At 70.3% G+C, this 22040-nt stretch carries 17 protein-coding genes and 1 pseudogene; 16 read left to right on the top strand and 2 right to left on the bottom strand.

All coding sequences use genetic code 11. The annotated features are described in order from the left end of the window. Positions 1 to 114: 114 nt before the first annotated feature. Positions 115 to 537, top strand: coding sequence for a Rieske (2Fe-2S) protein (locus ABZT04_RS31950; RefSeq protein ID WP_356060448.1), 423 nt, complete (start codon positions 115 to 117; stop codon positions 535 to 537). Positions 538 to 562: 25 nt separating this feature from the next. Here ABZT04_RS31950 and ABZT04_RS31945 read toward each other — a convergent pair whose 3' ends face one another. Both ABZT04_RS31945 and ABZT04_RS31940 read right to left on the bottom strand, forming a co-directional pair. Next, positions 563 to 1510, bottom strand: coding sequence for a hypothetical protein (locus ABZT04_RS31945; protein ID WP_356060447.1), 948 nt, complete (start codon positions 1508 to 1510; stop codon positions 563 to 565). 212 nt (positions 1511 to 1722) lie between these two features. Beyond that, the gene (locus ABZT04_RS31940; protein ID WP_356060446.1) at positions 1723 to 2094 is read right to left on the bottom strand and encodes a response regulator; all 372 of its coding nucleotides are present in this window, start codon (positions 2092 to 2094) and stop codon (positions 1723 to 1725) included. Between the two features lie 172 nt (positions 2095 to 2266). Here ABZT04_RS31940 and ABZT04_RS31935 point away from each other — a divergent pair, with 172 nt between their 5' ends. The 15 genes and pseudogenes from ABZT04_RS31935 to ABZT04_RS31865 form a co-directional block, all read left to right on the top strand. Then, on the top strand, positions 2267 to 3670 hold the full coding sequence (locus ABZT04_RS31935; protein WP_356060445.1) for a sugar ABC transporter substrate-binding protein: 1404 nt from the start codon (positions 2267 to 2269) through the stop codon (positions 3668 to 3670). Between the two features lie 274 nt (positions 3671 to 3944). Then, positions 3945 to 6575: a nitrate- and nitrite sensing domain-containing protein gene (locus ABZT04_RS31930; RefSeq protein WP_356060516.1), complete on the top strand. Its 2631-nt coding sequence runs from the start codon at positions 3945 to 3947 to the stop codon at positions 6573 to 6575. Between the two features lie 340 nt (positions 6576 to 6915). Continuing rightward, a complete protein-coding gene (locus ABZT04_RS31925; protein ID WP_356060444.1) occupies positions 6916 to 7587 on the top strand; it encodes a response regulator transcription factor in 672 nt (223 codons plus the stop codon). A 74-nt stretch (positions 7588 to 7661) separates the two neighbouring features. Next, positions 7662 to 9713, top strand: coding sequence for an excinuclease ABC subunit UvrC (uvrC, locus tag ABZT04_RS31920; protein ID WP_356060443.1), 2052 nt, complete (start codon positions 7662 to 7664; stop codon positions 9711 to 9713). Next, a complete protein-coding gene (rapZ, locus tag ABZT04_RS31915) occupies positions 9710 to 10717 on the top strand; it encodes an RNase adapter RapZ (protein ID WP_355912988.1) in 1008 nt (335 codons plus the stop codon). Before uvrC ends, rapZ begins: the two co-directional genes overlap by 4 nt. After that, positions 10714 to 11781, top strand: a complete 1068-nt coding sequence (gene yvcK / locus ABZT04_RS31910) for a uridine diphosphate-N-acetylglucosamine-binding protein YvcK (protein ID WP_355912985.1) — start codon at positions 10714 to 10716, stop codon at positions 11779 to 11781. The genes rapZ and yvcK overlap by 4 nt, the downstream gene beginning before the upstream one ends. After that, a complete protein-coding gene (gene whiA, locus ABZT04_RS31905; RefSeq protein WP_329555556.1) occupies positions 11772 to 12761 on the top strand; it encodes a DNA-binding protein WhiA in 990 nt (329 codons plus the stop codon). Before yvcK ends, whiA begins: the two co-directional genes overlap by 10 nt. A gap of 146 nt (positions 12762 to 12907) precedes the next feature. Next, complete coding sequence (locus ABZT04_RS31900; RefSeq protein WP_356060442.1) at positions 12908 to 15865, top strand: M14 family zinc carboxypeptidase; 2958 nt, start codon at positions 12908 to 12910, stop codon at positions 15863 to 15865. Positions 15866 to 16077: 212 nt separating this feature from the next. After that, complete coding sequence (gene gap, locus ABZT04_RS31895; RefSeq protein WP_356060441.1) at positions 16078 to 17088, top strand: type I glyceraldehyde-3-phosphate dehydrogenase; 1011 nt, start codon at positions 16078 to 16080, stop codon at positions 17086 to 17088. 128 nt (positions 17089 to 17216) lie between these two features. After that, positions 17217 to 18428, top strand: coding sequence for a phosphoglycerate kinase (locus ABZT04_RS31890; RefSeq protein ID WP_356060440.1), 1212 nt, complete (start codon positions 17217 to 17219; stop codon positions 18426 to 18428). Positions 18429 to 18433: 5 nt separating this feature from the next. Further along, positions 18434 to 19210 carry a triose-phosphate isomerase gene (tpiA, locus tag ABZT04_RS31885; protein ID WP_356060439.1) on the top strand — a complete coding sequence of 259 codons (777 nt, stop codon included), beginning with the start codon at positions 18434 to 18436 and terminating at the stop codon, positions 19208 to 19210. A gap of 104 nt (positions 19211 to 19314) precedes the next feature. Continuing rightward, entirely contained in the window at positions 19315 to 19548 is a 234-nt protein-coding gene (secG, locus tag ABZT04_RS31880) for a preprotein translocase subunit SecG (protein ID WP_356060438.1), read from the top strand. 207 nt (positions 19549 to 19755) lie between these two features. After that, a complete protein-coding gene (locus ABZT04_RS31875; protein ID WP_003957010.1) occupies positions 19756 to 20091 on the top strand; it encodes an RNA polymerase-binding protein RbpA in 336 nt (111 codons plus the stop codon). 133 nt (positions 20092 to 20224) lie between these two features. After that, positions 20225 to 21493, top strand: a complete 1269-nt coding sequence (locus tag ABZT04_RS31870; RefSeq protein ID WP_356060437.1) for an MFS transporter — start codon at positions 20225 to 20227, stop codon at positions 21491 to 21493. 53 nt (positions 21494 to 21546) lie between these two features. Continuing rightward, positions 21547 to 22040 (top strand): annotated as a pseudogene (locus tag ABZT04_RS31865) (glucose-6-phosphate isomerase); the annotation flags it as partial.

Here is a 22040-nt window from a genome sequence, read left to right as displayed (position 1 = left end):
CTCCGGTGAACCCACCTCAAAGCGGGCGGAACACCGCGGGTAAGGTCGCCGTGCACCGATCTCCGAACGGTCGCGCACCGCCGCCTGAACAGCCCGAACAAGCTGGAGACCCCCATGCCCGGCCGCCCCGCCCCGAGCCGTCGTACCGTCCTGCGCGGAGCGGCCCTCACACCCGTCGCCGGGCTCGGACTCACCGCCTGCTCGGGCGGCGGATCAGGGGCCCCAGCGACCCCGACCGCGCCCGTGGACCTCGGCGCGGAGAGCGAGATCGCCAAGGGGGGCGCCAAGCTCTACCGGGACAGCAATGTGGTGGTCAGCAGGGCGGCGGACGGCACCCTCAAGGCGTACAGCACGATCTGCACGCACGCGCAGTGCCCCATCAACAAGCTGGACGGCACGACTCTCATCTGCCCGTGCCACGGCAGCCAGTTCGACGCCACCACCGGCAAGGTGCTCCAGTCCCCGGCCACCGAGCCGCTCCAGGAGCTGAAGATGACGGCCGGGAACGGCAGGATCGTCGTGGGGCCGGGCGCCTGACCTCAGGCGTCCCGACGGTGGCGGCTCACTCCCAGTCCCAGCCGATCCCCACGATCCCCGACCGCATCCGCGGCTCGACGAGATGCACCGAGTGGTGCCCGCCGGTCAGGCGCAGCTCCTGACGGCCGCTGCGCGGGGCCGCCGCCGAGTGCTGGGTGAAGCGGTGGCAGCGGGCCGGCAGCGCGTTCTCGTCGAAGCTCACCTGGAGCGCGTACTGGCCGCCCGCGATACCGAAGTCACGGACGTACTCGCGGGAGACACCGGCGGTGCCGTCCTCGACGCCGTAGCGGAAGAGGAACGTATCTCCGGAGCGCAACCTGGTGTCGAAGAGGAGTTCGGCGACGAGGATGCCGGTGTCGTGGTGGCGGCGGACCCGGCCCGTGCGGCAGTTCTCCAGGGCATGCACGGTCATGCGTTCCGGAGCGCAGTCCGGGTCGCCGTAGTGGACGGCCACGAAGCGGTCGATGCCGTCCCGGTGGGCGCGGACGATGTGGTGCGACTCGCGGCTCGCCAGCTCGCGGCGCGGTCCCACCCGCACGCGCTCGTGGTGGCCGAGGGTGTGCAGGCCGCTGTCGAGTGAGCACTCCAGTTCGGCCAGCAGTTGTCCCAGGACGCCCGAGGCCGCGACGAAGGAGCGGTACGAGCGGGCGGCCGGGCGCTGGGCCACGGAGCGTTCCTCGGCCTCGGCCAGCAGCCGGATCAGTGACTCCTCCGGGAGCTGGAGGATCTCCTCCAGCGCCCGTACGGCACGCAGCGACTCGGGGCGCTGCGGGCGGCGGGCGCCCTGCTGCCAGTAACTCAGGCTGGTGACCCCGACCTTGACGCCGTAGCGGGTCAGATGGTGCTGGACGCGCTGCAGCGGCAGTCCGCGGGCGGCTATGGCGGCGCGCAGCGCGACGTGGAAGGGGCCGCCGCGCAGGGCCGAGTCCAGTTCCGCGGTGGCGACGTCCGCCTGCTGTGTGGCGTGCGGCATGCAGGGCCCTTTCTGTGAATGTTCACAACGGCTGGTCAGGCCGTTCACGCGGGTTGCTTCGGGGCCCCCGTCGGCACCGGAGAAGGGTCTTCACATCCGTACGCCGTCGTTCACGCCCCGAGTTCCCCCGCATTGAAGCGTGTTGACCAAGTCCCGACAACACTTGTCGCCCAACAGTCATATGTGACCTGGCCGAGTCGCGACGGGTGTCCTCACGGCGGTGCGGCCGGCTCCTCGCCGCCCAGGACGTCCCTGATCGCCCGTGCGGACAGGGCCGACTTGTGCAGGAAGCCGAGCGCGGGACTGGCGGCGATGAGTTCCTGGAAGTCCTCCATCGAGTTCGTCGAGATGAGGATCACCGCCGGTACGTCGCCCACCAGTCGGCCCGCGACGTCGAAACCGTTCTCGCCGTCGAGGTCGAGATCGACCAGGACGACGTCAGGAGCCGTCTCCCGGGCCCGGGAGACGGCGTCCGCGCCCGTCGAGGCAATGCCGACGACTTCTACGCCGCCACGTTCCAGCAGGGCGCGAGCCGCCTCCAGGAACCGGGCGCTGTCATCGACGAGGAGACAGCGCAGCGACATGCGCACAGCTTGCCAATGCGTGGTCGTGCGCGCCTTCCGGCTAGCCGGAAAGTGCTGAAGTCCCGTGCCGCGTCGGAAGGTTCTCGTGCACACAGGGCGATGGGGGCGGGACGGGCGGTAGCATGACGGCGCCCTGGGGGGGCCATGTCGGCCGGTCGGGTGGGGGTGTGCCATGAACGGTGTGAGCGTCACGCGCGCGTGGGTCGCGGGCCGTCGGGTCCGTCGGCTCCGGAGAACCCTGGTCCCCTGGACGCTGTGCGCGGCCCTGCTGCTGGCCGCGTGCGACAGCAGCGGAGGGGGCGACGCCAAGGGGGCGGGCGCGTCGCCGAAGGACACCACCTGCGACGGGAAGATCCACGGCATCGCGCACATCACGGTGTGGTACCACGCAGGTCCCAGCGGCGAGTTCACCACGTTGCAGAAGCAGGTCAAGGAGTTCAACGGGCAGCAGAAGCAGGTGCGGGTCGAGCTGGTCACCCTCCCCGAGGACCGCGCCTACACCGCCCTGGTGCTGTCCGCCGCCGCCAGCGGAGACCTGCCCGACCTCCTCGACTTCGACGGACCCAACCTCTACAGCTACGCCTGGTCGGGCAAGCTCCGGCCGATCGACTCCTGTGTGCCCGCGAGCGTCCGCGCCGACCTGCTGCCGACGATCCGTCAACAGGGCACCTATGCGGGCAGGTTGTGGGGCGTCGGCACCTTCGACTCGGGCATGGGCCTGTATGTGCGCAAGTCGGTCCTGAGGAAGGCCGGGATACGCATCCCCGCCGGGCCCAAGGACGCCTGGACGGCCACCGAACTCACGGGCATCCTCCGCAAGCTCCGCAAGCAGGGCTACAAGGCGCCCCTCGACCTGCGGCTCGTCTACTCGCAGCCGGGCCAGGAGTGGAACACCTACGGCTTCGCGCCCGCCGTGTGGTCGGCGGGCGGCGACCTCATCGAGCCCGGCGACCACCGCACCGCCGACGGGTATGTGAATGGCCCCGGTGCGGTCAAGGCGCTCACCGACATGCAGAACTGGGCCAAGGACGGGCTCATCGACATGGTCAAGGACGACAAGGCGTTCGTCAGCGGCCGCAGCGCGATCTCCTGGTGCGGGCACTGGACCTATCCGGAATTCAACAAGGCCTTCCCCGGGGACGTCGCGATCGTCCCGCTGCCCGACTTCGGCCGGGGGACCGCCACCGGCATGGGCTCCTTCCAGTGGGGCGTCCCGGCGGGCGACGCCGACGGCGACGCCGTGTGGCGCTTCCTGTCCTTCCTGCTCCAGCCCGCCCAGGTGCACCGGATGAGCGTGGCCAATGGAGCGATCCCGGCGACCGAGAGCGCGGTCAAGCTCTCGCCGCAGTACGCGCCCGGCGGCCCCGAGCACCTGTTCATCGAGCAGCTCCGGGACGGAGTGGCCCGCCCCAGGCCGCAGACACCCGCCTATCCGGCGATCAGCGACGCCTTCTCCCGCGCCTTCGCGAAGATCATCTTCGATCGGGCGCCGGTGCAGGCCACCCTGGACGAGGCCGCGAAGAAGATCGACAAGGACCTCGCGGCGCACGACGGCTATCCGGCGAACACATCCTGAGAACGGGCTGCGCGCGCGTGCCCGACGCCGATGTTCCCGGGACCTCGTCAACACCCTGACGATCATGGCCGGTTCGCGGCAGGCTGGGCACGTGAGCCACCACCCTCGCTCCTTCCCGCCCACCGGCCGCTGAGGGCCGGTCGTGCGCCGCCGCCTGTCCCCGGGCCCGCTCCGCAGGGTGCTCGCGGGGCTCCGCCCCCGGACCGGTCGCTCCGCGCCCGCCGCCGCCCTCCGCGCCCCCTTGCTCGCGCGGCTGCGCGTCGGCCGCAAGCTGATGCTCCTGGTGCTGCTTCCGGTGACCGGCATGATGGCCTTCACCGTCTTCGGCACCGTCTCCCAGTGGCGCGACGCGCAGACGATGCGGGACTTCCGTACGGCGACCGAGCTGTCGTTCCGGACCACCGCGCTGACCGACGCCCTCGCCGGGGAACGTATCGCCGCCGTGAAGGCCCGGCTCCGCCCGGGACCGGCGACCCTGAAGGAACGCGCCGGGGCTCAGCACGCCACCGACCGCGCGTTGGACGCGGCCCTCCGCGACACGGCCGAGTGGACCGGGTCGCCCGACGTGCGCGGCCGACTCGACGCGCGGAACCGCCAACTGCACGCCCTGCGGTTCCAGACGGGCACCGGCTCGCTCACCGCGCCCCAACTCGCCGACCAGTACGACACGATCGAGAACGACCTCCTGGAACTGACCGCCACCCTGGAGTCCGGCCGTCCGACCCGCACCTCGGGGCAGGCGGCCGACGCCCACGTCGCGCTCCTGAACGCCATCGAGGCCGCCGAACGCGAACGCACCGAACTCGCCGTGCTCTTCGACACTCCCGAGGCCCCGCAGGCCACCGCCACGGACCGCTGGTCGGCCCTGGAGAAGGCGCTCCTGGACGACTTCGGCCAGACCGCGCCCGCCGGCCTCAAGGTCAGCCTGTACGTCATCCTCCTCCAGCACCCCGGCCTCGTCGTCCGCCAGACCCGCGAGACCCTCGCCGACCCGCACGCCGACCGGAATGCCTGGCCGTCGTACGGCAGTTGGCTGACCGCGTCGACCCGGCGCATCGACGCCCTGCGCGGCATCCAGCACCGGGCCGCCACCGAACTGGGCCGGGACGCCCGGCGCGACCTCGCCACCGCGCGGGCCCGCGAGACGCGCGACCTGACCGTGTCGCTGGCCGTACTGGCCGCCGTCACCGTGCTCGCGCTCACCCTGCGCCTGTCGATCACCCGGCCGCTCAGTGAGGTGTCCGCGGGCGCCCGGGCGCTGTCCGAGGGCGATCTGTCGTACGACATCCGGTACGCCGGCCGGGACGAACTCGGCGCCGTCGCCGACACGTTCCGCGAACTGAGGGTGACCACCGAACGGCTCGCCGCCGAGATCAACACCATGAACACGGCGATCGACGACAACCGGCTCGGCCACCGCGCGGACGTCGCCTCGTTCGAGGGGACCTGGGCGCAACTGCTCGGCGGCATGAACGGCACCATGGCCTCCTTCGCCGCGGCCCACGGGCGGCGCGACCAGGCCGAGCAGGAGCTGGCGAGCATCTTCCACCTCTCCCTCGACCTGTTGTGCATCGCCGGACTCGACGGCTACTTCAAGCGCGTGAACCCCGCCTTCGAGCGGACCCTCGGCCACTCCGCCGAGACCCTGCTGAGCAGACCGTGGCTGGAGTTCGTCCACCCCGAGGACCGGGCACGCACGCGTGCCGTCCTCGACGAGCTGGCCGACGGCGCCGAACTGGGCGAGTTCGAGAACCGCTTCCTCCGGGACGACGGCACCGAACGCTGGCTCCAGTGGAGCGCCCGCCCGGTCACCGGAGAGGGCCTCATCTACGGCGCCGCGCGCGATGTCACCGAGAGCCGCCGCACCGCCCGTGAACAGACCGCGCTGCGCCGGGTCGCCACCCTCGTCGCCCGCGGGGTGCCACCGCACGAGGTGTTCTCCGAAGTCGCCCATCAGGTGGGCAGGGTGCTGAGCAGCGGCCCCGCCGCGGTGCTGCGCTACGGCACCGACGGCGCCACCACCGTCCTCGGTTCCGCCCACGGCCCCGCCGTCGAGGCCGACACGGCCGTGGCCGCGGAGGTGGGGCGAACCGCACGCCCCGCGCGCGTGGGCGGCTCGGTGGGCGCGCCCATCGTCGTGGACGACCGGCTGTGGGGTGCCGTCGTCGCGAGCGCCGCCGGACCCGAACCGCTGCCCCCGGGCACCGAGTCCCGGCTCGCCGACTTCACCGAACTCGTCGCCACCGCCCTGGCCAACGCCGACAGCCGGGACCAGCTCACCGCGTCACGCGCGCGCGTGGTGGCCGCTGGGGACGCCTCCAGACGCCGTATCGAACGCGATCTGCACGACGGCGTCCAACAGCGGATCGTCTCCCTCCAACTCGACCTCAGAACGGCCCAGTCGATGCTGGAGGAGCAGCCGGAGGACCTCGCCGAGCAGTTGGACCACATCGCCAAGGGCCTGGACGACGCCTTCGCCGACCTGCTCCAGGTCGCGCGCGGCATCCACCCCGCGATCCTCTCCAAGGGTGGCCTGGGCCCGGCCCTGCGCGCGCTGGCCCGCCGCTCCGCCGTCCCCGTGGAACTCGATCTGCGCCTGCCCGCCGGCCGCCTCCCGGAACAGACCGAGGTCGCCGTCTACTACGTGACCTCCGAGTGCCTCACCAACGCGGCCAAGCACGCGCGCGCGAGCTTCGTGCGGGTGTCGGCGCGCGTCGAGGACGACGTCCTGGAGGTGACGATCGCCGACGACGGAGTGGGCGGCGCCGACCTCGGGCACGGTTCCGGGCTCATCGGACTCGTCGACCGCGTCGAGGCGATCGGCGGCAAGCTGCACGTCGGCAGCCCACCGGGGAAGGGCACGACCCTCACCGTACGACTGCCGCTGCCCCGGACAGGGGTGTGACCGCCCGAGGCGTACGCCATGGGGTCCAGGCCGGGGGAGCCGTGGACTCGGTGACGTCGCGTACGCGTCGGGCGGTCTTCTCGGACGGAGAGGCGACCGTCCGGCTCTGGGGGTGGTGGATTCCACCGTGCGGGGTCAGGGCCGGCCCTGGACGCTTGGCGCGGCCCACGACCGGTCCGCTCGCGTCTGCTCTGTTCTGTTCTGCTATGAGAATCGCCCGGACGCGGCCCCATGTCGTCACGGGCACCCCCCAATTCCCGTACCTGCTAGCCGTACCCGACCAGGTCCGGCAGGCTGTCCGTGGCGCACGGCAGCGGGTCGGGCAGGGGGAGCCGGGACGATGGACGCATCGCAGCAGACCGCGCGGGGACGGGTCGTCCTCGCCGACGACGACGTCCTGCTCAGGGAGGGCCTGGCGAGCCTGTGCGCACGCCTGGGCTACGAGGTGGCGGGCCAGGCCGGTGACGCGGTGGGACTCCTGGAACTGGTCGACACCGAGCGGCCCGACCTCGCGATCGTCGACATCAGGATGCCGCCCGACCACTCCACCGAGGGCCTGAAGGCGGCTCGTACGATCCGTGAGCGCCACCCCGACACCGGCATCCTCGTCCTCTCGGCCTACGTCGAGGTCGAGGAGGCCCTGGAGCTGCTGGCCGGCGGGCACAAGGTCGGGTATCTCCTCAAGAGCCGGGTCACGGTCGTCGACGACTTCATCGAGGCCCTCGACCGCATCCACAAGGGCGGCTCGGTCGTCGACCCCTCCTTGGTGCACGAGCTGTTCTCGGCGCGGCGCCGGGACGACCCGCTCTCCGTCCTCAGCAACCGGGAACGCGAGGTCCTGGCGCTGATGGCGGAGGGCCGCTCCAACGCCGGCATCGGCCGCCGCCTGTGGGTCACCGAGGGCACCATCGAGAAACACGTCCGCAGCATCCTGGGCAAACTCCGCCTTCCGGAGGCCGCCGACGACCACCGCCGTGTGCTGGCGGTTCTCACGTTTCTGGAGTCGCGGTAGGAGTTCCGCGAGGCATGCCGGGCGTTGTCCACAGCCCCGCCGCGCTGTCACCCCGCGCCAGTAGGGTGTGAAACATGGCCGACCCCTCCAGCTACCGCCCCAGGCCGGGAGAGATCCCGGACTCGCCCGGGGTCTACAAGTTCCGCGACGAGCACCGCCGGGTGATCTACGTCGGGAAGGCGAAAAGCCTGCGCCAGCGCCTGGCGAACTACTTCCAGGACCTGGCCGGACTCCACCCGCGCACGCGCACGATGGTCACCACGGCCGCGTCGGTGGAGTGGACGGTGGTGTCCACGGAGGTCGAGGCGCTGCAGTTGGAGTACTCCTGGATCAAGGAGTACGACCCCCGGTTCAACGTCAAGTACCGCGACGACAAGAGCTACCCGTATCTCGCGGTGACGATGAACGAGGAGTACCCGCGGGTGCAGGTGATGCGCGGTCACAAGAAGAAGGGCGTCCGCTACTTCGGGCCGTACGGCCACGCGTGGGCGATCCGCGACACGGTGGACCTCCTGCTGCGCGTGTTCCCCGTCCGCACCTGCTCGGCCGGCGTCTTCAAGAACGCCGCCCGCACCGGCCGCCCCTGTCTGCTCGGTTACATCGGCAAGTGCTCCGCCCCCTGCGTCGGCCGCGTCTCCGAGGAGGAGCACCGCGAACTGGCCGAGGAGTTCTGCGACTTCATGGCCGGCCGCACCGGCACGTACATCCGCCGCCTGGAGCAGCGGATGACGGACGCGGCCGAGGAGATGGAGTACGAGCGGGCGGCCCGCCTGCGCGACGACATCGAGGCCCTTCGCAAGGCCATGGAGAAGAGCGCGGTCGTCCTCGCCGACGCCACCGACGCCGACCTGATCGCGGTCGCCGAGGACGAGCTGGAGGCGGCCGTCCAGATCTTCCACGTCCGCGGCGGACGCGTGCGCGGCCAGCGCGGCTGGGTCACCGACAAGGTCGAGGACGTCACCACCGGAGCCCTCGTCGAACACGCGCTCCAGCAGCTCTACGGCGAGGAGACCGGGGACTCGGTCCCCAAGGAGGTCCTCGTCCCGGCCCTGCCCGACCCGGTGGAGCCGGTCCAGCAGTGGCTCACGGACCGGCGCGGGGCGAACGTGTCGCTGCGCATCCCGCAGCGCGGCGACAAGAAGTCCCTCATGGAGACCGTCGCGCGCAACGCCCAGCAGTCATTGATCCTCCACAAGACCAAGCGCGCCTCCGACCTCACCACCCGCTCGCGCGCCCTGGAGGAGATCTCCGAAGCCCTCGACCTGGAGAGCGCTCCCCTGCGGATCGAGTGCTACGACATCTCGCACCTCCAGGGCGACGACGTCGTGGCGTCGATGGTCGTCTTCGAGGACGGCCTGTCGCGCAAGAGCGAGTACCGCCGCTTCCAGATCAAGGGCTTCGAGGGCCAGGACGACGTCCGCTCCATGCACGAGGTGATCACCCGCCGCTTCCGGCGCTATCTTGCCGAGAAGGAGAAGACGGGGGAGTGGGTGGACGGCGACGAGTTGACGGACCTCAAGGACGACGAGGGGCGTCCCAAGCGGTTCGCCTACCCGCCGCAGCTCGTCGTCGTGGACGGCGGGCAGCCGCAGGTCGCCGCCGCCAAGAAGGCGCTCGACGAGCTGGGCATCGACGACATCGCCGTGTGCGGCCTCGCCAAGCGCCTTGAGGAGGTCTGGCTCCCCGACGAGGACGACCCCGTGGTCCTGCCCCGCACCAGCGAGGGCCTCTACCTCCTCCAGCGCGTCCGCGACGAGGCCCACCGCTTCGCGATCACCTATCAGCGTGCCAAGCGCGCCAAGCGCTTCCGGGCGAGCCCCCTGGACGACGTGCCCGGCCTCGGCGAGACACGCAAGCAGGCGCTGATCAAGCACTTCGGGTCGGTGAAGAAGCTGCGGTCCGCGACAATCGACCAGATCTGCGAGGTTCCCGGCATAGGTCGCAAGACCGCCGAGACCATCGCGGTGGCCCTCGCCCAGGCGGCCCCGGCCGCACCCGCCGTGAACACGGCGACTGGAGAGATCATGGAAGACACGGAAGACGGGACACCCGGGACGACGGCGGGTGCCCCAGGGGATCCCGTACCCGCGGGCGCCCCGGACGAGCGACGGGGGCAGGAGACATGACGGAACAAGAGAAGCAGCCCACAGCGGACCGAGATCGGACGCACAAGGAACCGGGCGAGGATCAGGCTCCGCAGCCAGCGGTCCAGAACGACGGAGCACAGGTGAGTACGGACAGCGCGACAGCCGGCGGAGTGCCCGAGACGGCCATCCCCGAGCTGGTGATCATCTCCGGCATGTCCGGAGCCGGGCGGTCCACGGCCGCCAAGTGTCTGGAGGACCTCGGCTGGTTCGTCGTCGACAACCTCCCGCCCGCCCTGATCCCCACCATGGTGGAACTGGGCGCCCGCTCCCAGGGCAACGTGGCGCGGATCGCGGTCGTCGTCGACGTACGCGGCCGACGCTTCTTCGACAACCTCCGCGACTCCCTCGCCGACCTGGCGTCCAAGCACGTCACCCGGCGGATCGTCTTCCTGGAGTCCTCCGACGACGCCCTGGTGCGCCGCTTCGAGTCCGTGCGCCGCCCGCACCCCCTCCAGGGCGACGGCCGCATCGTCGACGGCATCGACGCCGAGCGCGAACTGCTGCGCGAACTGCGCGGCGACGCCGACCTCGTCATCGACACCTCCAGCCTCAACGTCCACGAACTGCGCGCCAAGATGGACGCCCAGTTCGCCGGCGAGGAAGAGCCCGAACTGCGGGCCACCGTCATGTCCTTCGGCTTCAAGTACGGCCTGCCGGTCGACGCCGACCTGGTCGCCGACATGCGCTTCCTGCCCAACCCGCACTGGATCCCGGAGCTGCGCCCCTTCAACGGCCTCAACGAGGAGGTCTCGGCGTACGTCTTCAACCAGCCCGGCGCCAAGGAGTTCCTGGACCGGTACGCCGAGCTGCTGCGCCTGATCGCGGCCGGCTACCGGCGTGAGGGCAAGCGGTACGTGACGATCGCGATCGGCTGCACCGGCGGCAAGCACCGCTCGGTCGCCACGGCGGAGAAGCTCGCCGCGCGGCTCGTCGCCGAGGGTGTGGAGACGGTGGTCGTACACCGGGACATGGGACGGGAATGACGGGACGTAGCCCACGGCTGGGCAGGCTCCGCCGAGTGGTGCCCGAGGGACGCACGACCAGGCCGGTGGAAGCCCGCGGCGGCAAGCCGCGCCGGCGCGGCACCCAGCCCAAGGTGGTCGCCCTCGGCGGCGGCATGGGCCTGTCCGCCTCGCTCACCGCACTGCGCCGGATCACCGGCGACCTCACCGCCGTCGTCACCGTGGCCGACGACGGCGGCTCCAGCGGACGCCTGCGGGACGAACTGGGCGTGCTGCCCCCGGGCGACCTGCGCAAGGCGCTGGCCGCGCTGTGCGGCGACGACGACTGGGGCCAGACCTGGGCCCGCGTCATCCAGCACCGCTTCCAGTCCAAGGGCGACCTGCACGAGCACGCGGTCGGCAATCTGCTGATCGTCGCCCTGTGGGAGCAGCTCGGGGACCATGTCCAGGCCCTCGACCTGGTCGGCAAGCTGCTCGGCGCGCACGGGCGCGTGCTGCCGATGTCCGCCGTACCGCTGGAGCTGCAGGCCCTGGTCAAGGGGCACGACCCGGCGCGGCCCGACGACATCGACACCGTCCGGGGACAGGCGACCGTGGCGCTCACGCCCGGCGAGGTGCAGTCCGTGCACCTCGTGCCGCACGACCCGCCGGCCGTGCCCGAGGCCGTCGCCGCCGTGCTCGACGCGGACTGGGTGGTGCTCGGTCCCGGCTCCTGGTTCTCGTCGGTCATCCCGCACCTGCTGGTGCCGGAACTGCTCGACGCGCTCACGGAGACGAAGGCGCGCCGGGTACTCTCCCTGAACCTCGCTCCGCAGCCCGGAGAAACCGATGGCTTCTCCCCGCAGCGTCATTTGGAGGTTTTGGGACGACACGCCCCTAAACTCGCCCTGGACGTGGTGCTGGCCGACGAGGCCGCCGTGCCCGATCGCGCGTCGCTCACCGAAGCCGCCAAGCGGCTCGACGCCGCGGTCGAGCTGGCGCCGGTGGCCCGGCCGGACGGAACTCCAAGGCACGACCCGGAGCTGTTGGCCGCCGCGTACGACCGTATTTTTCGGATGCATGGAAGGATCGGCCCATGGCGATGACGGCAGCGGTGAAGGATGAGATCTCCCGGCTCCCCGTCACCCGGACCTGCTGCAGGAAGGCGGAGGTCTCCGCCATTCTGCGGTTCGCCGGAGGCCTCCACCTGGTGAGCGGGCGCATTGTGATCGAGGCGGAGCTGGACACCGCGATGGCGGCGCGCCGGCTCAAGCGGGACATCCTGGAGATCTTCGGCCACAGTTCCGAACTGATCGTGATGGCGCCCGGCGGACTGCGCCGCGGCTCCCGTTACGTCGTCCGGGTGGTCGCGGGCGGCGATCAGCTCGCGCGGCAGACGGGGCTCGTGGACGGCCGCGGACGCCCGATCCGGGGTCTGCCGCCGCAGGTGGTGTCGGGGGCCACGTGTGACGCGGAGGCGGCCTGGCGCGGCGCGTTCCTGGCCCACGGCTCGCTGACCGAGCCCGGCCGGTCCTCCTCCCTGGAGGTGACCTGCCCGGGTCCCGAGGCCGCGCTCGCACTGGTCGGCGCCGCCCGCCGGCTGTCGATCGCGGCGAAGGCGCGCGAGGTGCGCGGGGTCGACCGGGTGGTCGTGCGCGACGGCGACGCGATCGGCGCCCTGCTCACCCGACTCGGCGCGCACGAGTCGGTGCTGGCCTGGGAGGAGCGCCGGATGCGCCGCGAGGTGCGCGCCACGGCGAACCGTCTCGCCAACTTCGACGACGCCAACCTGCGCCGCTCGGCCCGCGCGGCCGTCGCCGCCGGTGCCCGGGTGCAGCGCGCGCTGGAGATCCTCGCCGACGAGGTCCCCGAGCACCTCGCCGCCGCGGGCCGGCTGCGCATGGACCACAAGCAGGCCTCCCTGGAGGAACTGGGCGCCCTCGCCGACCCGCCCCTCACCAAGGACGCGGTGGCCGGCCGTATCCGCCGCCTCCTGGCGATGGCCGACAAGCGGGCCCAGGACCTCGGCATCCCGGGCACGGAGTCCAGCATCACCGAGGAGATGGCCGACAACCTGGTCGGCTGACGGTTCCTCAACACGCCGGTGGGGATGACCTCTTGGGCCATCCCCACCGGCGTTTGTATTTCGTTGAGGCGCCCTTGACTCGATCATGAAGTGTCATGAGCCTGGCAACTGTTCGCCGCTGTGGCGGACAACCGCTAGGGGGGTTCATGAGACACAGAGCGAGATCGATCCTCGCTGTCGGCACGCTCCTGATCGCTGGAGCGAGTATCGCGCCCATCGCCCAGGCGCAGGGCGGAGTCTCCGCGAAGCCGGACCCGGACGAGGTCAAGGTCTTCCACGCCGACGTCACCCAGAAGCAGATACCCCTGCTCCTGAAGGCCGGACAGGACGCGCACGAACTCGGCGACAACCAGTTCTCCGCCTCCGGAAAGACCGCCGTCGAGGTCTACCTCACCGACCAGCAGGCCCAGAAGCTGGAGAAGCAGGGCGTCGACCTCACCGAGCACACCCTGTCGGCCAAGGCCGAGACCCGCGTCGAGGACGCGGCACAGGGCGTGTTCCGGCCGTACAGCGGAAGCGGTGGGCTGGAGGAGGAGATCGTCAGGACCGGGCAGGCCAACCCCGGCCTCGCCAAGGTCGAGTCGATCGGGAAGACCATCGACGGCCAGGACATCCTCGCGCTCAAACTGACCAAGAACGCGAAGACGACCAAGGACGGCTCCAAGCCCTCGGTGCTGTACGTGTCCAACCAGCACGCGCGCGAGTGGATCACGCCGGAGATGACCCGCCGGCTGATGCACTACTACCTGGACAACTACAAGACCGACCAGCGCGTAAAGAAGATCGTCGACTCCACCGAGCTCTGGTTCGTGCTGTCCGCCAACCCGGACGGCTACGACTACACCTTCCAGAACTCCGACACCCGCCTGTGGCGCAAGAACCTGCGGGACGTCAACGGCGACGGCACCATCTCCACCGGCGACGGCGTCGACCTCAACCGCAACTTCGCCTACAAGTGGGGCTACGACGACGAGGGTTCGTCCCCCAACCCCACCAGCGAGACCTACCGGGGCACGGCCCCCGCCTCCGAGCCCGAGACCCAGGCGCTGGACAACTTCGAGAAGCGGATCGGCTTCTCCTACGGCATCAACTACCACTCCGCCGCCGAACTCCTCCTCTACGGAGTCGGCTGGCAGGTCGCCACACCGACCCCGGACGACGTGCTCTACAAGGCGCTCGCCGGCACCCCGGACAACCCGGCGATCCCGGGCTACCGCTCACAGGTCTCCTCGGAGCTGTACACGACCAACGGCGAGGCGGACGGCCACGCGTCGAACGTCAACGGCATGTCGATGTTCACCCCGGAGATGTCGACCTGCCAGACCGCGTCGAACATCGACCCGAACGACGCCTGGAACGCGGCCGACTGCCAGTCCGTCTTCAACTACCCCGACGACGAGAAGCTGATCCAGGACGAGTTCGCGAAGAACATCCCCTTCGCGCTCTCCGTCGCGGAGACCGCCGCCCACCCCGACCAGCCGAAGTCCTCGGTCGGCCTCAGCGCCGCCGACTTCACCCCGGCCACCTTCACGACGTCGTACTCGCGCGGCGCCGACCAGGAGGTCTCCGTCGTCGTACGGAAGTCCGTGCGCGACAAGGAGCTCAAGTACCGCGTCAACGGCGGCCGTACGCAGGACATGGCGCTCAGGCCCTGGAAGGGCGGCCAGACCTACGGCGGTGACGACAACCTGTACTTCGACGAGTACCGGGCCAAGGTCAAGGACGGCGACCAGGGCGACAAGGTCGAGGTGTGGTTCACCGGTGAGACGAAGGCCGGGAAGCCCACCTCCAGCGCCCACTTCACCTACACGGTGGCCAAGAGGGCGGTCGCGGACACTCTTGTGGTCGCTGAAGAAGGTGCCGCCGCCACCCAGACACAGGCCTACGTCGACGCGCTGAAGGCCAACGGCCGCAAGGCGGTCGTCTGGGACGTCGCCACCCAGGGCGCGCCCGACGCGCTCGGCGTGCTCGACCACTTCAAGACGGTCGTCCACTACTCGGGCCCGGCCGGCCCCGGCAACGACACCCAGCTCCAACTGCGCGCCTTCCTCAACGAGGGCGGCAAGCTGATCGAGGCCGGCGAACAGGCCGGTGGCAGCGTCGACCTCGGCGACGGCACTCCCTCGAACGACTTCAGCCAGTACTACCTGGGCGCCTACTCCCGTACGTCCCTCCCCGGGGCCACCGGCTTCACCGGCTCCGGCAAGCTCGCCGGCTTCACCGGGGCGCTCGGCGACGCGCCCGGCAACCCGCTGGACCGGGCCGGGAGTTACAGCGTCACCTCCGACTCGCTGTCCCCGGCCACCTACCCGCAGTTCGCGAGCGCCGGAGCGGGCCAGTTCGCCGGGACCGTCAACCCGTACGGGCCCTACTCGGGTTCCTACATGGCCGCAGCCGTCCACACCGACGACGCCTACAAGCGCCTCACCCGCACCATCGACCTCACCGGCGTGACCGCGTCCGACAAGCCCACGCTCCGTAGCGAACTGCTGTGGGACACCGAACCCGGCTACGACCACGCCGTGGTCGAGATCCACACGACCGGGGCCGACGACTGGACCACGCTCCCGGAGGCCGGCGGCGCCACCAGCACCGCCCCGCCCTCGGAGTGCGAGGCCGGATTCCTGGTCGCCGAGCACCCCTGGCTCAAGCACTACCTGACCTTCGCCACCAGCGGCTGCACCGCGACCGGCTCCACCGGCGCGTGGAACAGCCTCACCGGCGCCTCCGACGGCTGGCAGCAGGTCAACTTCGACCTGAGCGCCTACGCCGGCAAGTCGGTCGAGGTGTCGCTGAGTTACATCACCGACCCGGGCTCCGGCGGTCACGGCGTCCTCGCCGACGACGCCTCGCTCGTCGTCGGCGGTACGGCGACCCAGACCGAGGGCTTCGAGACCTCTCTCGGCGCCTGGAGCGTGTCAGGACCCCCTCCGGGCAGCCCGGCGGCCCTGAAGGACTGGACCCGCACCGGAGCCCTGTTCCAGACGTACGGCGCGGTCACCACCGACCGCACCGTGATGCTGGGCTTCGGCCTGGAACAGGTCACCTCGGCCGCCGACCGCGCGGCCCTGCTGAAGAAGGCGCTGGCGGCTCTCCAGAGCTGACCCGGACCTGGTTCCGAGCCGACTCGGTATGACGATGTCATGAACATCAAGTGCGGTCCGTACTCCTACTGGCGGGTACGGACCGCACTGCCGTGTATGGGGCATCTCGATGTCACCACGGAGGGCTCAGGGAGGTAGGGTCGTAGGCGGTCGGGGACATCCCATACAGCTCGCCGGATTCGAACCCGGCGTACCAACGAGGAGATCGGTTCGTGACGATCCGCGTAGGCATCAACGGCTTTGGCCGCATCGGTCGTAACTACTTCCGCGCGCTGCTGGAGCAGGGTGCTGACATCGAGATCGTGGCTGTCAACGACCTGGGTGACACCGCGACCACCGCTCACCTGCTCAAGTACGACACCATCCTGGGCCGCCTCAAGGCCGAGGTGTCGCACACCGCCGACACCATCACCGTCGACGGCCACACCATCAAGGTGCTCTCCGAGCGCAACCCCTCCGACATCCCGTGGGGCGACCTCGGCGTCGACATCGTCATCGAGTCGACCGGCATCTTCACGAAGAAGGCCGACGCCGAGAAGCACATCGCCGGCGGCGCCAAGAAGGTCCTCATCTCGGCTCCGGCCAAGGACGAGGACATCACCATCGTGATGGGCGTCAACCAGGACAAGTACGACGCGGCCAACCACCACGTCATCTCGAACGCCTCCTGCACCACCAACTGCGTGGCGCCGATGGCCAAGGTTCTCGACGAGAACTTCGGCATCGTCAAGGGCCTGATGACGACGGTCCACGCGTACACGAACGACCAGCGCATCCTGGACTTCCCGCACAAGGACCTCCGCCGCGCCCGCGCCGCCGCCGAGAACATCATCCCGACGACGACCGGTGCCGCCAAGGCGACCGCCCTGGTGCTCCCGCAGCTCAAGGGCAAGCTCGACGGCATCGCGATGCGCGTCCCGGTCCCGACCGGCTCGGCCACCGACCTGGTCGTGACGCTGGCCCGCGAGACCACCAAGGACGAGGTCAACGCCGCGTTCAAGAAGGCCTCCGAAGACGGCGACCTCAAGGGCTACCTCACCTACACCGAGGACGAGATCGTCTCCTCGGACATCGTCGGCGACCCGGCCTCCTGCACCTTCGACTCCTCCCTGACCATGGTCCAGGAGGGCAACACGGTGAAGATCCTCGGCTGGTACGACAACGAGTGGGGCTACTCCAACCGCCTCGTCGACCTCACCGTCTTCGTCGGCGGCCAGCTCTAACTCCCAGAGCAGGCAACTCGATGTGAGCCAGGGCTCGGACAGCGCACGCCGCGCTGCCCGAGCCCTGCGCTACGTAGTGATCGATCAGCCCTCTCGGACCTGAAGAGCCCTCCCTAGGAGCCCCATTCATGAAGACGATCGACGAACTTCTCGCCGAAGGCGTGGCCGGCAAGCGGGTCTTCGTCCGCGCCGACCTCAACGTCCCGCTGGCCGACGGCCTCATCACCGACGACGGCCGCATCCGCGCCGTGCTGCCCACCGTCAAGGCCCTCGCCGAGGCGGGCGCCAAGGTGGTCGTCGCCTCGCACCTGGGCCGCCCCAAGGGTGCCCCGGACCCGGCCTTCTCCCTGCTCCAGCCCGCCGAGCGACTCGCCGAACTCCTCGGCGCGCCCGTCGCGTTCGCCCAGGACACCGTCGGCCCCGCCGCCCACGACGCGGTGAACGGCCTCGAACCCGGCCAGGTCGCGGTCATCGAGAACCTGCGCTTCAACGCGGGCGAAACCTCCAAGGACGACGTCGAGCGCGGCGAGTTCGCCGACCAGCTCGCCGCCCTGGCGGACATCTACGTAGGCGACGGTTTCGGCGCCGTGCACCGCAAGCACGCCTCCGTGTACGACCTCCCGGCCCGCCTGCCGCACTACGCCGGCTACCTCATCGCCACCGAGGTCGGCGTCCTGAAGAAGCTCACCGAGGATGTCCGGCGGCCCTATGTCGTCGCCCTCGGCGGCTCCAAGGTCTCCGACAAGCTCGCCGTCATCGACCAGCTCCTCGGCAAGGCCGACCGCATCCTCATCGGCGGCGGCATGGCCTTCACCTTCCTCAAGGCCAAGGGCTACGAGGTCGGCACCTCCCTCCTTCAGGAGGACCAGATCCCGGCCGTCACCGAGTACATGGAGCGGGCCAACAAGGAGGGCGTCGAGCTGGTGCTCCCGGTCGACGTGGTGGTGTCCCCGGGCTTCCCGGACCTGAAGGCCAAGGCGTCCACCGAGCACACCGTCGTCGACGCGGAGAAGATGCCCGAGGGCCAGCTCGGCCTGGACATCGGCCCGAAGACCGGTGAGCTGTACGCGACCAAGCTCGCCGACGCCGAGACCGTGTTCTGGAACGGTCCCATGGGCGTCTTCGAACACCCCGACTACGCCGAGGGCACCAAGGCGGTCGCCCAGGCCCTCGTCGAATCGAACGGCTTCACCGTCGTCGGCGGCGGAGACTCCGCCGCGGCCGTGCGCACGCTCGGCTTCGACGAGAAGGCATTCGGCCACATCTCGACCGGCGGCGGCGCCTCCCTCGAATACCTAGAGGGCAAGACGCTCCCCGGCCTCGCCGCACTGGAGGACTGACCTACATGAGCACGCGCACGCCGATCATGGCGGGCAACTGGAAGATGAACCTCAACCACCTCGAGGCCATCGCCCACGTCCAGAAGCTCGCCTTCGCCCTCGCGGACAAGGACTACGAGGCCGTCGAGGTCGCCGTCCTGCCGCCCTTCACCGACCTGCGCTCCGTGCAGACCCTGGTCGACGGCGACAAGCTCAAGATCAAGTACGGCGCCCAGGACATCTCGGCGCACGACTCCGGGGCCTACACCGGCGAGATCTCCGGTGCGATGCTGGCCAAGCTGAAGTGCACCTACGTGGCCGTCGGCCACTCCGAGCGCCGCCAGTACCACGCGGAGACCGACGACGTCGTCAACGCCAAGGTCAAGGCCGCCTACAAGCACGGCCTCACCCCGATCCTTTGCGTCGGCGAGGAACTGGAGATCCGCGAGGCGGGCAACCACGTCGCCCACACGCTCTCCCAGGTCGAGGGCGGCCTCAAGGACGTCCCGGCCGAGCAGGCCGAGTCGGTCGTCATCGCCTACGAGCCCGTCTGGGCCATCGGCACCGGCAAGGTCTGCGGAGCCGAGGACGCCCAGGAGGTCTGCCAGGCCATCCGCGGCAAGCTCGGCGAGCTGTACACCCAGGAGCTGGCCGACCAGGTCCGCATCCAGTACGGCGGCTCCGTGAAGTCCGGCAACGTCGCCGAGATCATGGCCCAGCCCGACGTCGACGGCGCTCTGGTCGGCGGTGCCTCGCTGGACGCCGACGAGTTCGTCAAGATCGTGCGCTTCCGCGACCAGTGAGACCGTGAGTAGGCCTTAGCGACGATCCGTCGTACCCTTGCGGGGACATGGCTCCACAGCCATGTCCCCGTCGTCCATCCGAATCCGAGGAAGTTGGTCCAGCCGTGGTTTTGGGGTTCTCGATCGCCCTGATCGTCTTCAGCCTGCTGCTGATGCTGCTGGTGCTGATGCACAAGGGGAAGGGCGGCGGTCTCTCCGACATGTTCGGTGGCGGCATGTCGTCGTCCGTCGGTGGTTCTTCGGTCGCCGAGCGCAACCTCGACCGCATCACCGTGGGGCTCGGTCTTCTCTGGTTCGCCTGCATCGTCGTACTCGGCCTGCTGATGAAGACGAACTGACCGCACGTTCCTTCGCACATTCCGCACGTAAGGCCCCATGTTCGGTACGCGCAGCTTAGCGCGGCCTATCATGGGGCTTGCGTCTAGGTGTGGAGGCTGTAACTCCAACCACTGGACGCGCGTTGGGCCTTACGTAGACTGAGGCGCTCGCAACGGAGCGACAACGCCGACTCGCTTCGCGGCACCATCACGCAGGGAGTTACGACCGTGGCAAGTGGCAACGCGATCCGAGGAAGCCGGGTCGGGGCGGGGCCGATGGGTGAGGCCGAGCGTGGCGAGTCCGCGCCCCGGCTGCGCATCTCCTTCTGGTGCTCCAACGGGCACGAGACGCAGCCCAGCTTCGCCAGCGACGCGCAGGTCCCCGACACCTGGGACTGCCCGCGCTGCGGCTTTCCCGCCGGACAGGACCGGGACAACCCGCCGGACCCGCCGCGCACCGAGCCCTACAAGACGCACCTCGCGTATGTACGGGAGCGGCGCAGCGACGCGGACGGCGAGGCGATCCTCGCCGAGGCGCTCGCCAAACTGCGGGGAGAAATCTAGGAGTTGAACCGGCCGGACGCCCACGAGGTGTCTGGCCGGAGCTGTCTCCCGCCCCCGGCGGCCGACCGCCTCCGGACCGATTGTCAGTGGCGCCCTCTACGGTTTGTGAACAGGCGAATCGTGAGGGGGAGTTGTGACGACGGTCGACATGACGGGCGGTCATGCGCCCGCGTGGCGCGGGGGATTCGGGCGGCTCTGGAGCGCCGCCGTGATCTCGCGGTTCGGGGACGCGCTGCGTACGGCCGCGCTGCCGCTCCTCGCCGTGCGGCTCACCGACGATCCACTCGTCATCGCCTCCGTCACCGCCTGCGGATACCTCCCCTGGCTGCTCTTCGGACTCCTCGGCGGGGCCGTCGCGGACCGGGTCGACCAGCGGCGTGCGATGTGGGCCGTGGACTCGGTACGGGGGCTGCTCGTCGCCGCCTTCGCCGTGACCGTCGTCCTCGGCCATGCCTCGATCGCTCTGCTCATCGCGCTGGCCTTCGCGCTGACCACCCTCCAGACCCTCTTCGACAACGCCTCCACGGCTCTGCTGCCGGCCCTGGTCGACCGCGCGGCCCTAGGCAGCGCCAACGCCCGGCTGATGACCGGGCAGAAGATCGCGGGCGGCCTGATGGGGGCGCCCGCGGTGCCGGTGCTGATCGCCGCGGGTGCCGCCGTGCCCTTCGTCGCGGACGCCGGGACCTTCCTGGTGGCCGCCGCGCTGGTCGCCTCGCTGCGGATCACGGCGCCCGACCGTGGGCCGAGACCGGCGGGCGGCACGCTGCGCGGAGAGATCGCGGACGGGCTGCGCACTCTGTGGCGCGACCGACCCCTGCGCGGACTGTGCGCCGCGACCGCCCTGTGCAACATCGGCATGGGCGCGCTGATCGCCACCCTGGTGATCCTGGTGACCGGCTGGCTGGACGCGGGCACTACCGGATACGCGGCGGCGACCACCGCGTTCACCGTCGGCGGCCTGGCCGGGGGAGCGGTGAACCGGCGGATCACCGCCCGGCTCGGCGCGCTGCGGAGCGTGCTGCTCGCGGGCCTCGTGCAGATCGGCGCCCTCGTCGTCATGGGCTCCGTGCACAGCCTGACCGCTGTCGTGGCGGCCCTCGCGGTCTTCGGGCTCATGAGCATGGTGTGGAACGTCAACACGACCACACTGATGCAGCAGCGCACCCCCGCCGACATGCTGGGCCGGGTCAGCGCCGCCTTCCGCACCCTGGCCGTCGCCGGAGCGCCGCTGGGCGCCCTCCTCGGCGGTGCCGCGGCCGGCGCCTGGGGACCGAACACGCCCGCCCTGCTCACCGCCGCCTTCTTCGTCCTGTCGGTCATCGCACTGATACCTGGGGTCAAGCCGGACGTACCTGTTGTTGCCCCGGAGGACGACGGGACCACCGCTCGCTCCGCGAGTTGATCAATTAGGTTGGGACAGGCCCCAGGTCGGTAGGAAAGAAGGCTGAAGTCGCAATGAACGCAGACGGCCGTACCAGGCTCAACCAGACGCCCGAGTGGACCGCCTTGGCCAAGCACCGTGAGGAGCTCGGCGAGGTCCGGTTGCGGGAGCTGTTCGCCGCCGATCCCGGACGCGGCACCGGCTACACGCTCCGCGTCGGTGACCTGCACCTCGACTACTCGAAGCATCTCGTCACGGACGAGACACTGCGGCTGCTCCACGCGCTGGCCGCAGCCACGGACGTCTTCGGGCTGCGGGACGCCATGTTCCGCGGCGAGAAGATCAACGTCACCGAGGACCGCGCGGTCCTGCACACCGCGCTGCGCGCCCCGCGGGACGCGGTGATCGAGGTCGACGGCGTGAACGTGGTGCCACAGGTGCATGCCGTGCTCGACAAGATGGCCGGCTTCGCGGACCGGGTCCGCTCCGGCGAGTGGACCGGCCACACCGGCAAGCGCATCAAGAACATCGTCAACATCGGCATCGGCGGCTCCGACCTCGGTCCGGC

The organism is Streptomyces sp. NPDC005492, from assembly GCF_040605995.1.
Classification (GTDB): Bacteria; Actinomycetota; Actinomycetes; order Streptomycetales; family Streptomycetaceae; genus Streptomyces.
This window is presented reverse-complemented; position numbering and strand designations above follow the sequence as displayed.

Bases quoted from the DNA above. Each gene is read 5' to 3' on its own strand.
- ABZT04_RS31950 (WP_356060448.1), top strand. From the start codon at position 115: ATGCCCGGCCGCCCCGCCCCGAGCCGTCGTACCGTCCTGCGCGGAGCG.
- ABZT04_RS31945 (WP_356060447.1), bottom strand. From the start codon at position 1,510: ATGCCGCACGCCACACAGCAGGCGGACGTCGCCACCGCGGAACTGGAC.
- ABZT04_RS31940 (WP_356060446.1), bottom strand. From the start codon at position 2,094: ATGTCGCTGCGCTGTCTCCTCGTCGATGACAGCGCCCGGTTCCTGGAG.
- ABZT04_RS31935 (WP_356060445.1), top strand. From the start codon at position 2,267: ATGAACGGTGTGAGCGTCACGCGCGCGTGGGTCGCGGGCCGTCGGGTC.
- ABZT04_RS31930 (WP_356060516.1), top strand. From the start codon at position 3,945: ATGCTCCTGGTGCTGCTTCCGGTGACCGGCATGATGGCCTTCACCGTC.
- ABZT04_RS31925 (WP_356060444.1), top strand. From the start codon at position 6,916: ATGGACGCATCGCAGCAGACCGCGCGGGGACGGGTCGTCCTCGCCGAC.
- uvrC (WP_356060443.1), top strand. From the start codon at position 7,662: ATGGCCGACCCCTCCAGCTACCGCCCCAGGCCGGGAGAGATCCCGGAC.
- rapZ (WP_355912988.1), top strand. From the start codon at position 9,710: ATGACGGAACAAGAGAAGCAGCCCACAGCGGACCGAGATCGGACGCAC.
- yvcK (WP_355912985.1), top strand. From the start codon at position 10,714: ATGACGGGACGTAGCCCACGGCTGGGCAGGCTCCGCCGAGTGGTGCCC.
- whiA (WP_329555556.1), top strand. From the start codon at position 11,772: ATGGCGATGACGGCAGCGGTGAAGGATGAGATCTCCCGGCTCCCCGTC.
- ABZT04_RS31900 (WP_356060442.1), top strand. From the start codon at position 12,908: ATGAGACACAGAGCGAGATCGATCCTCGCTGTCGGCACGCTCCTGATC.
- ABZT04_RS31890 (WP_356060440.1), top strand. From the start codon at position 17,217: ATGAAGACGATCGACGAACTTCTCGCCGAAGGCGTGGCCGGCAAGCGG.
- tpiA (WP_356060439.1), top strand. From the start codon at position 18,434: ATGAGCACGCGCACGCCGATCATGGCGGGCAACTGGAAGATGAACCTC.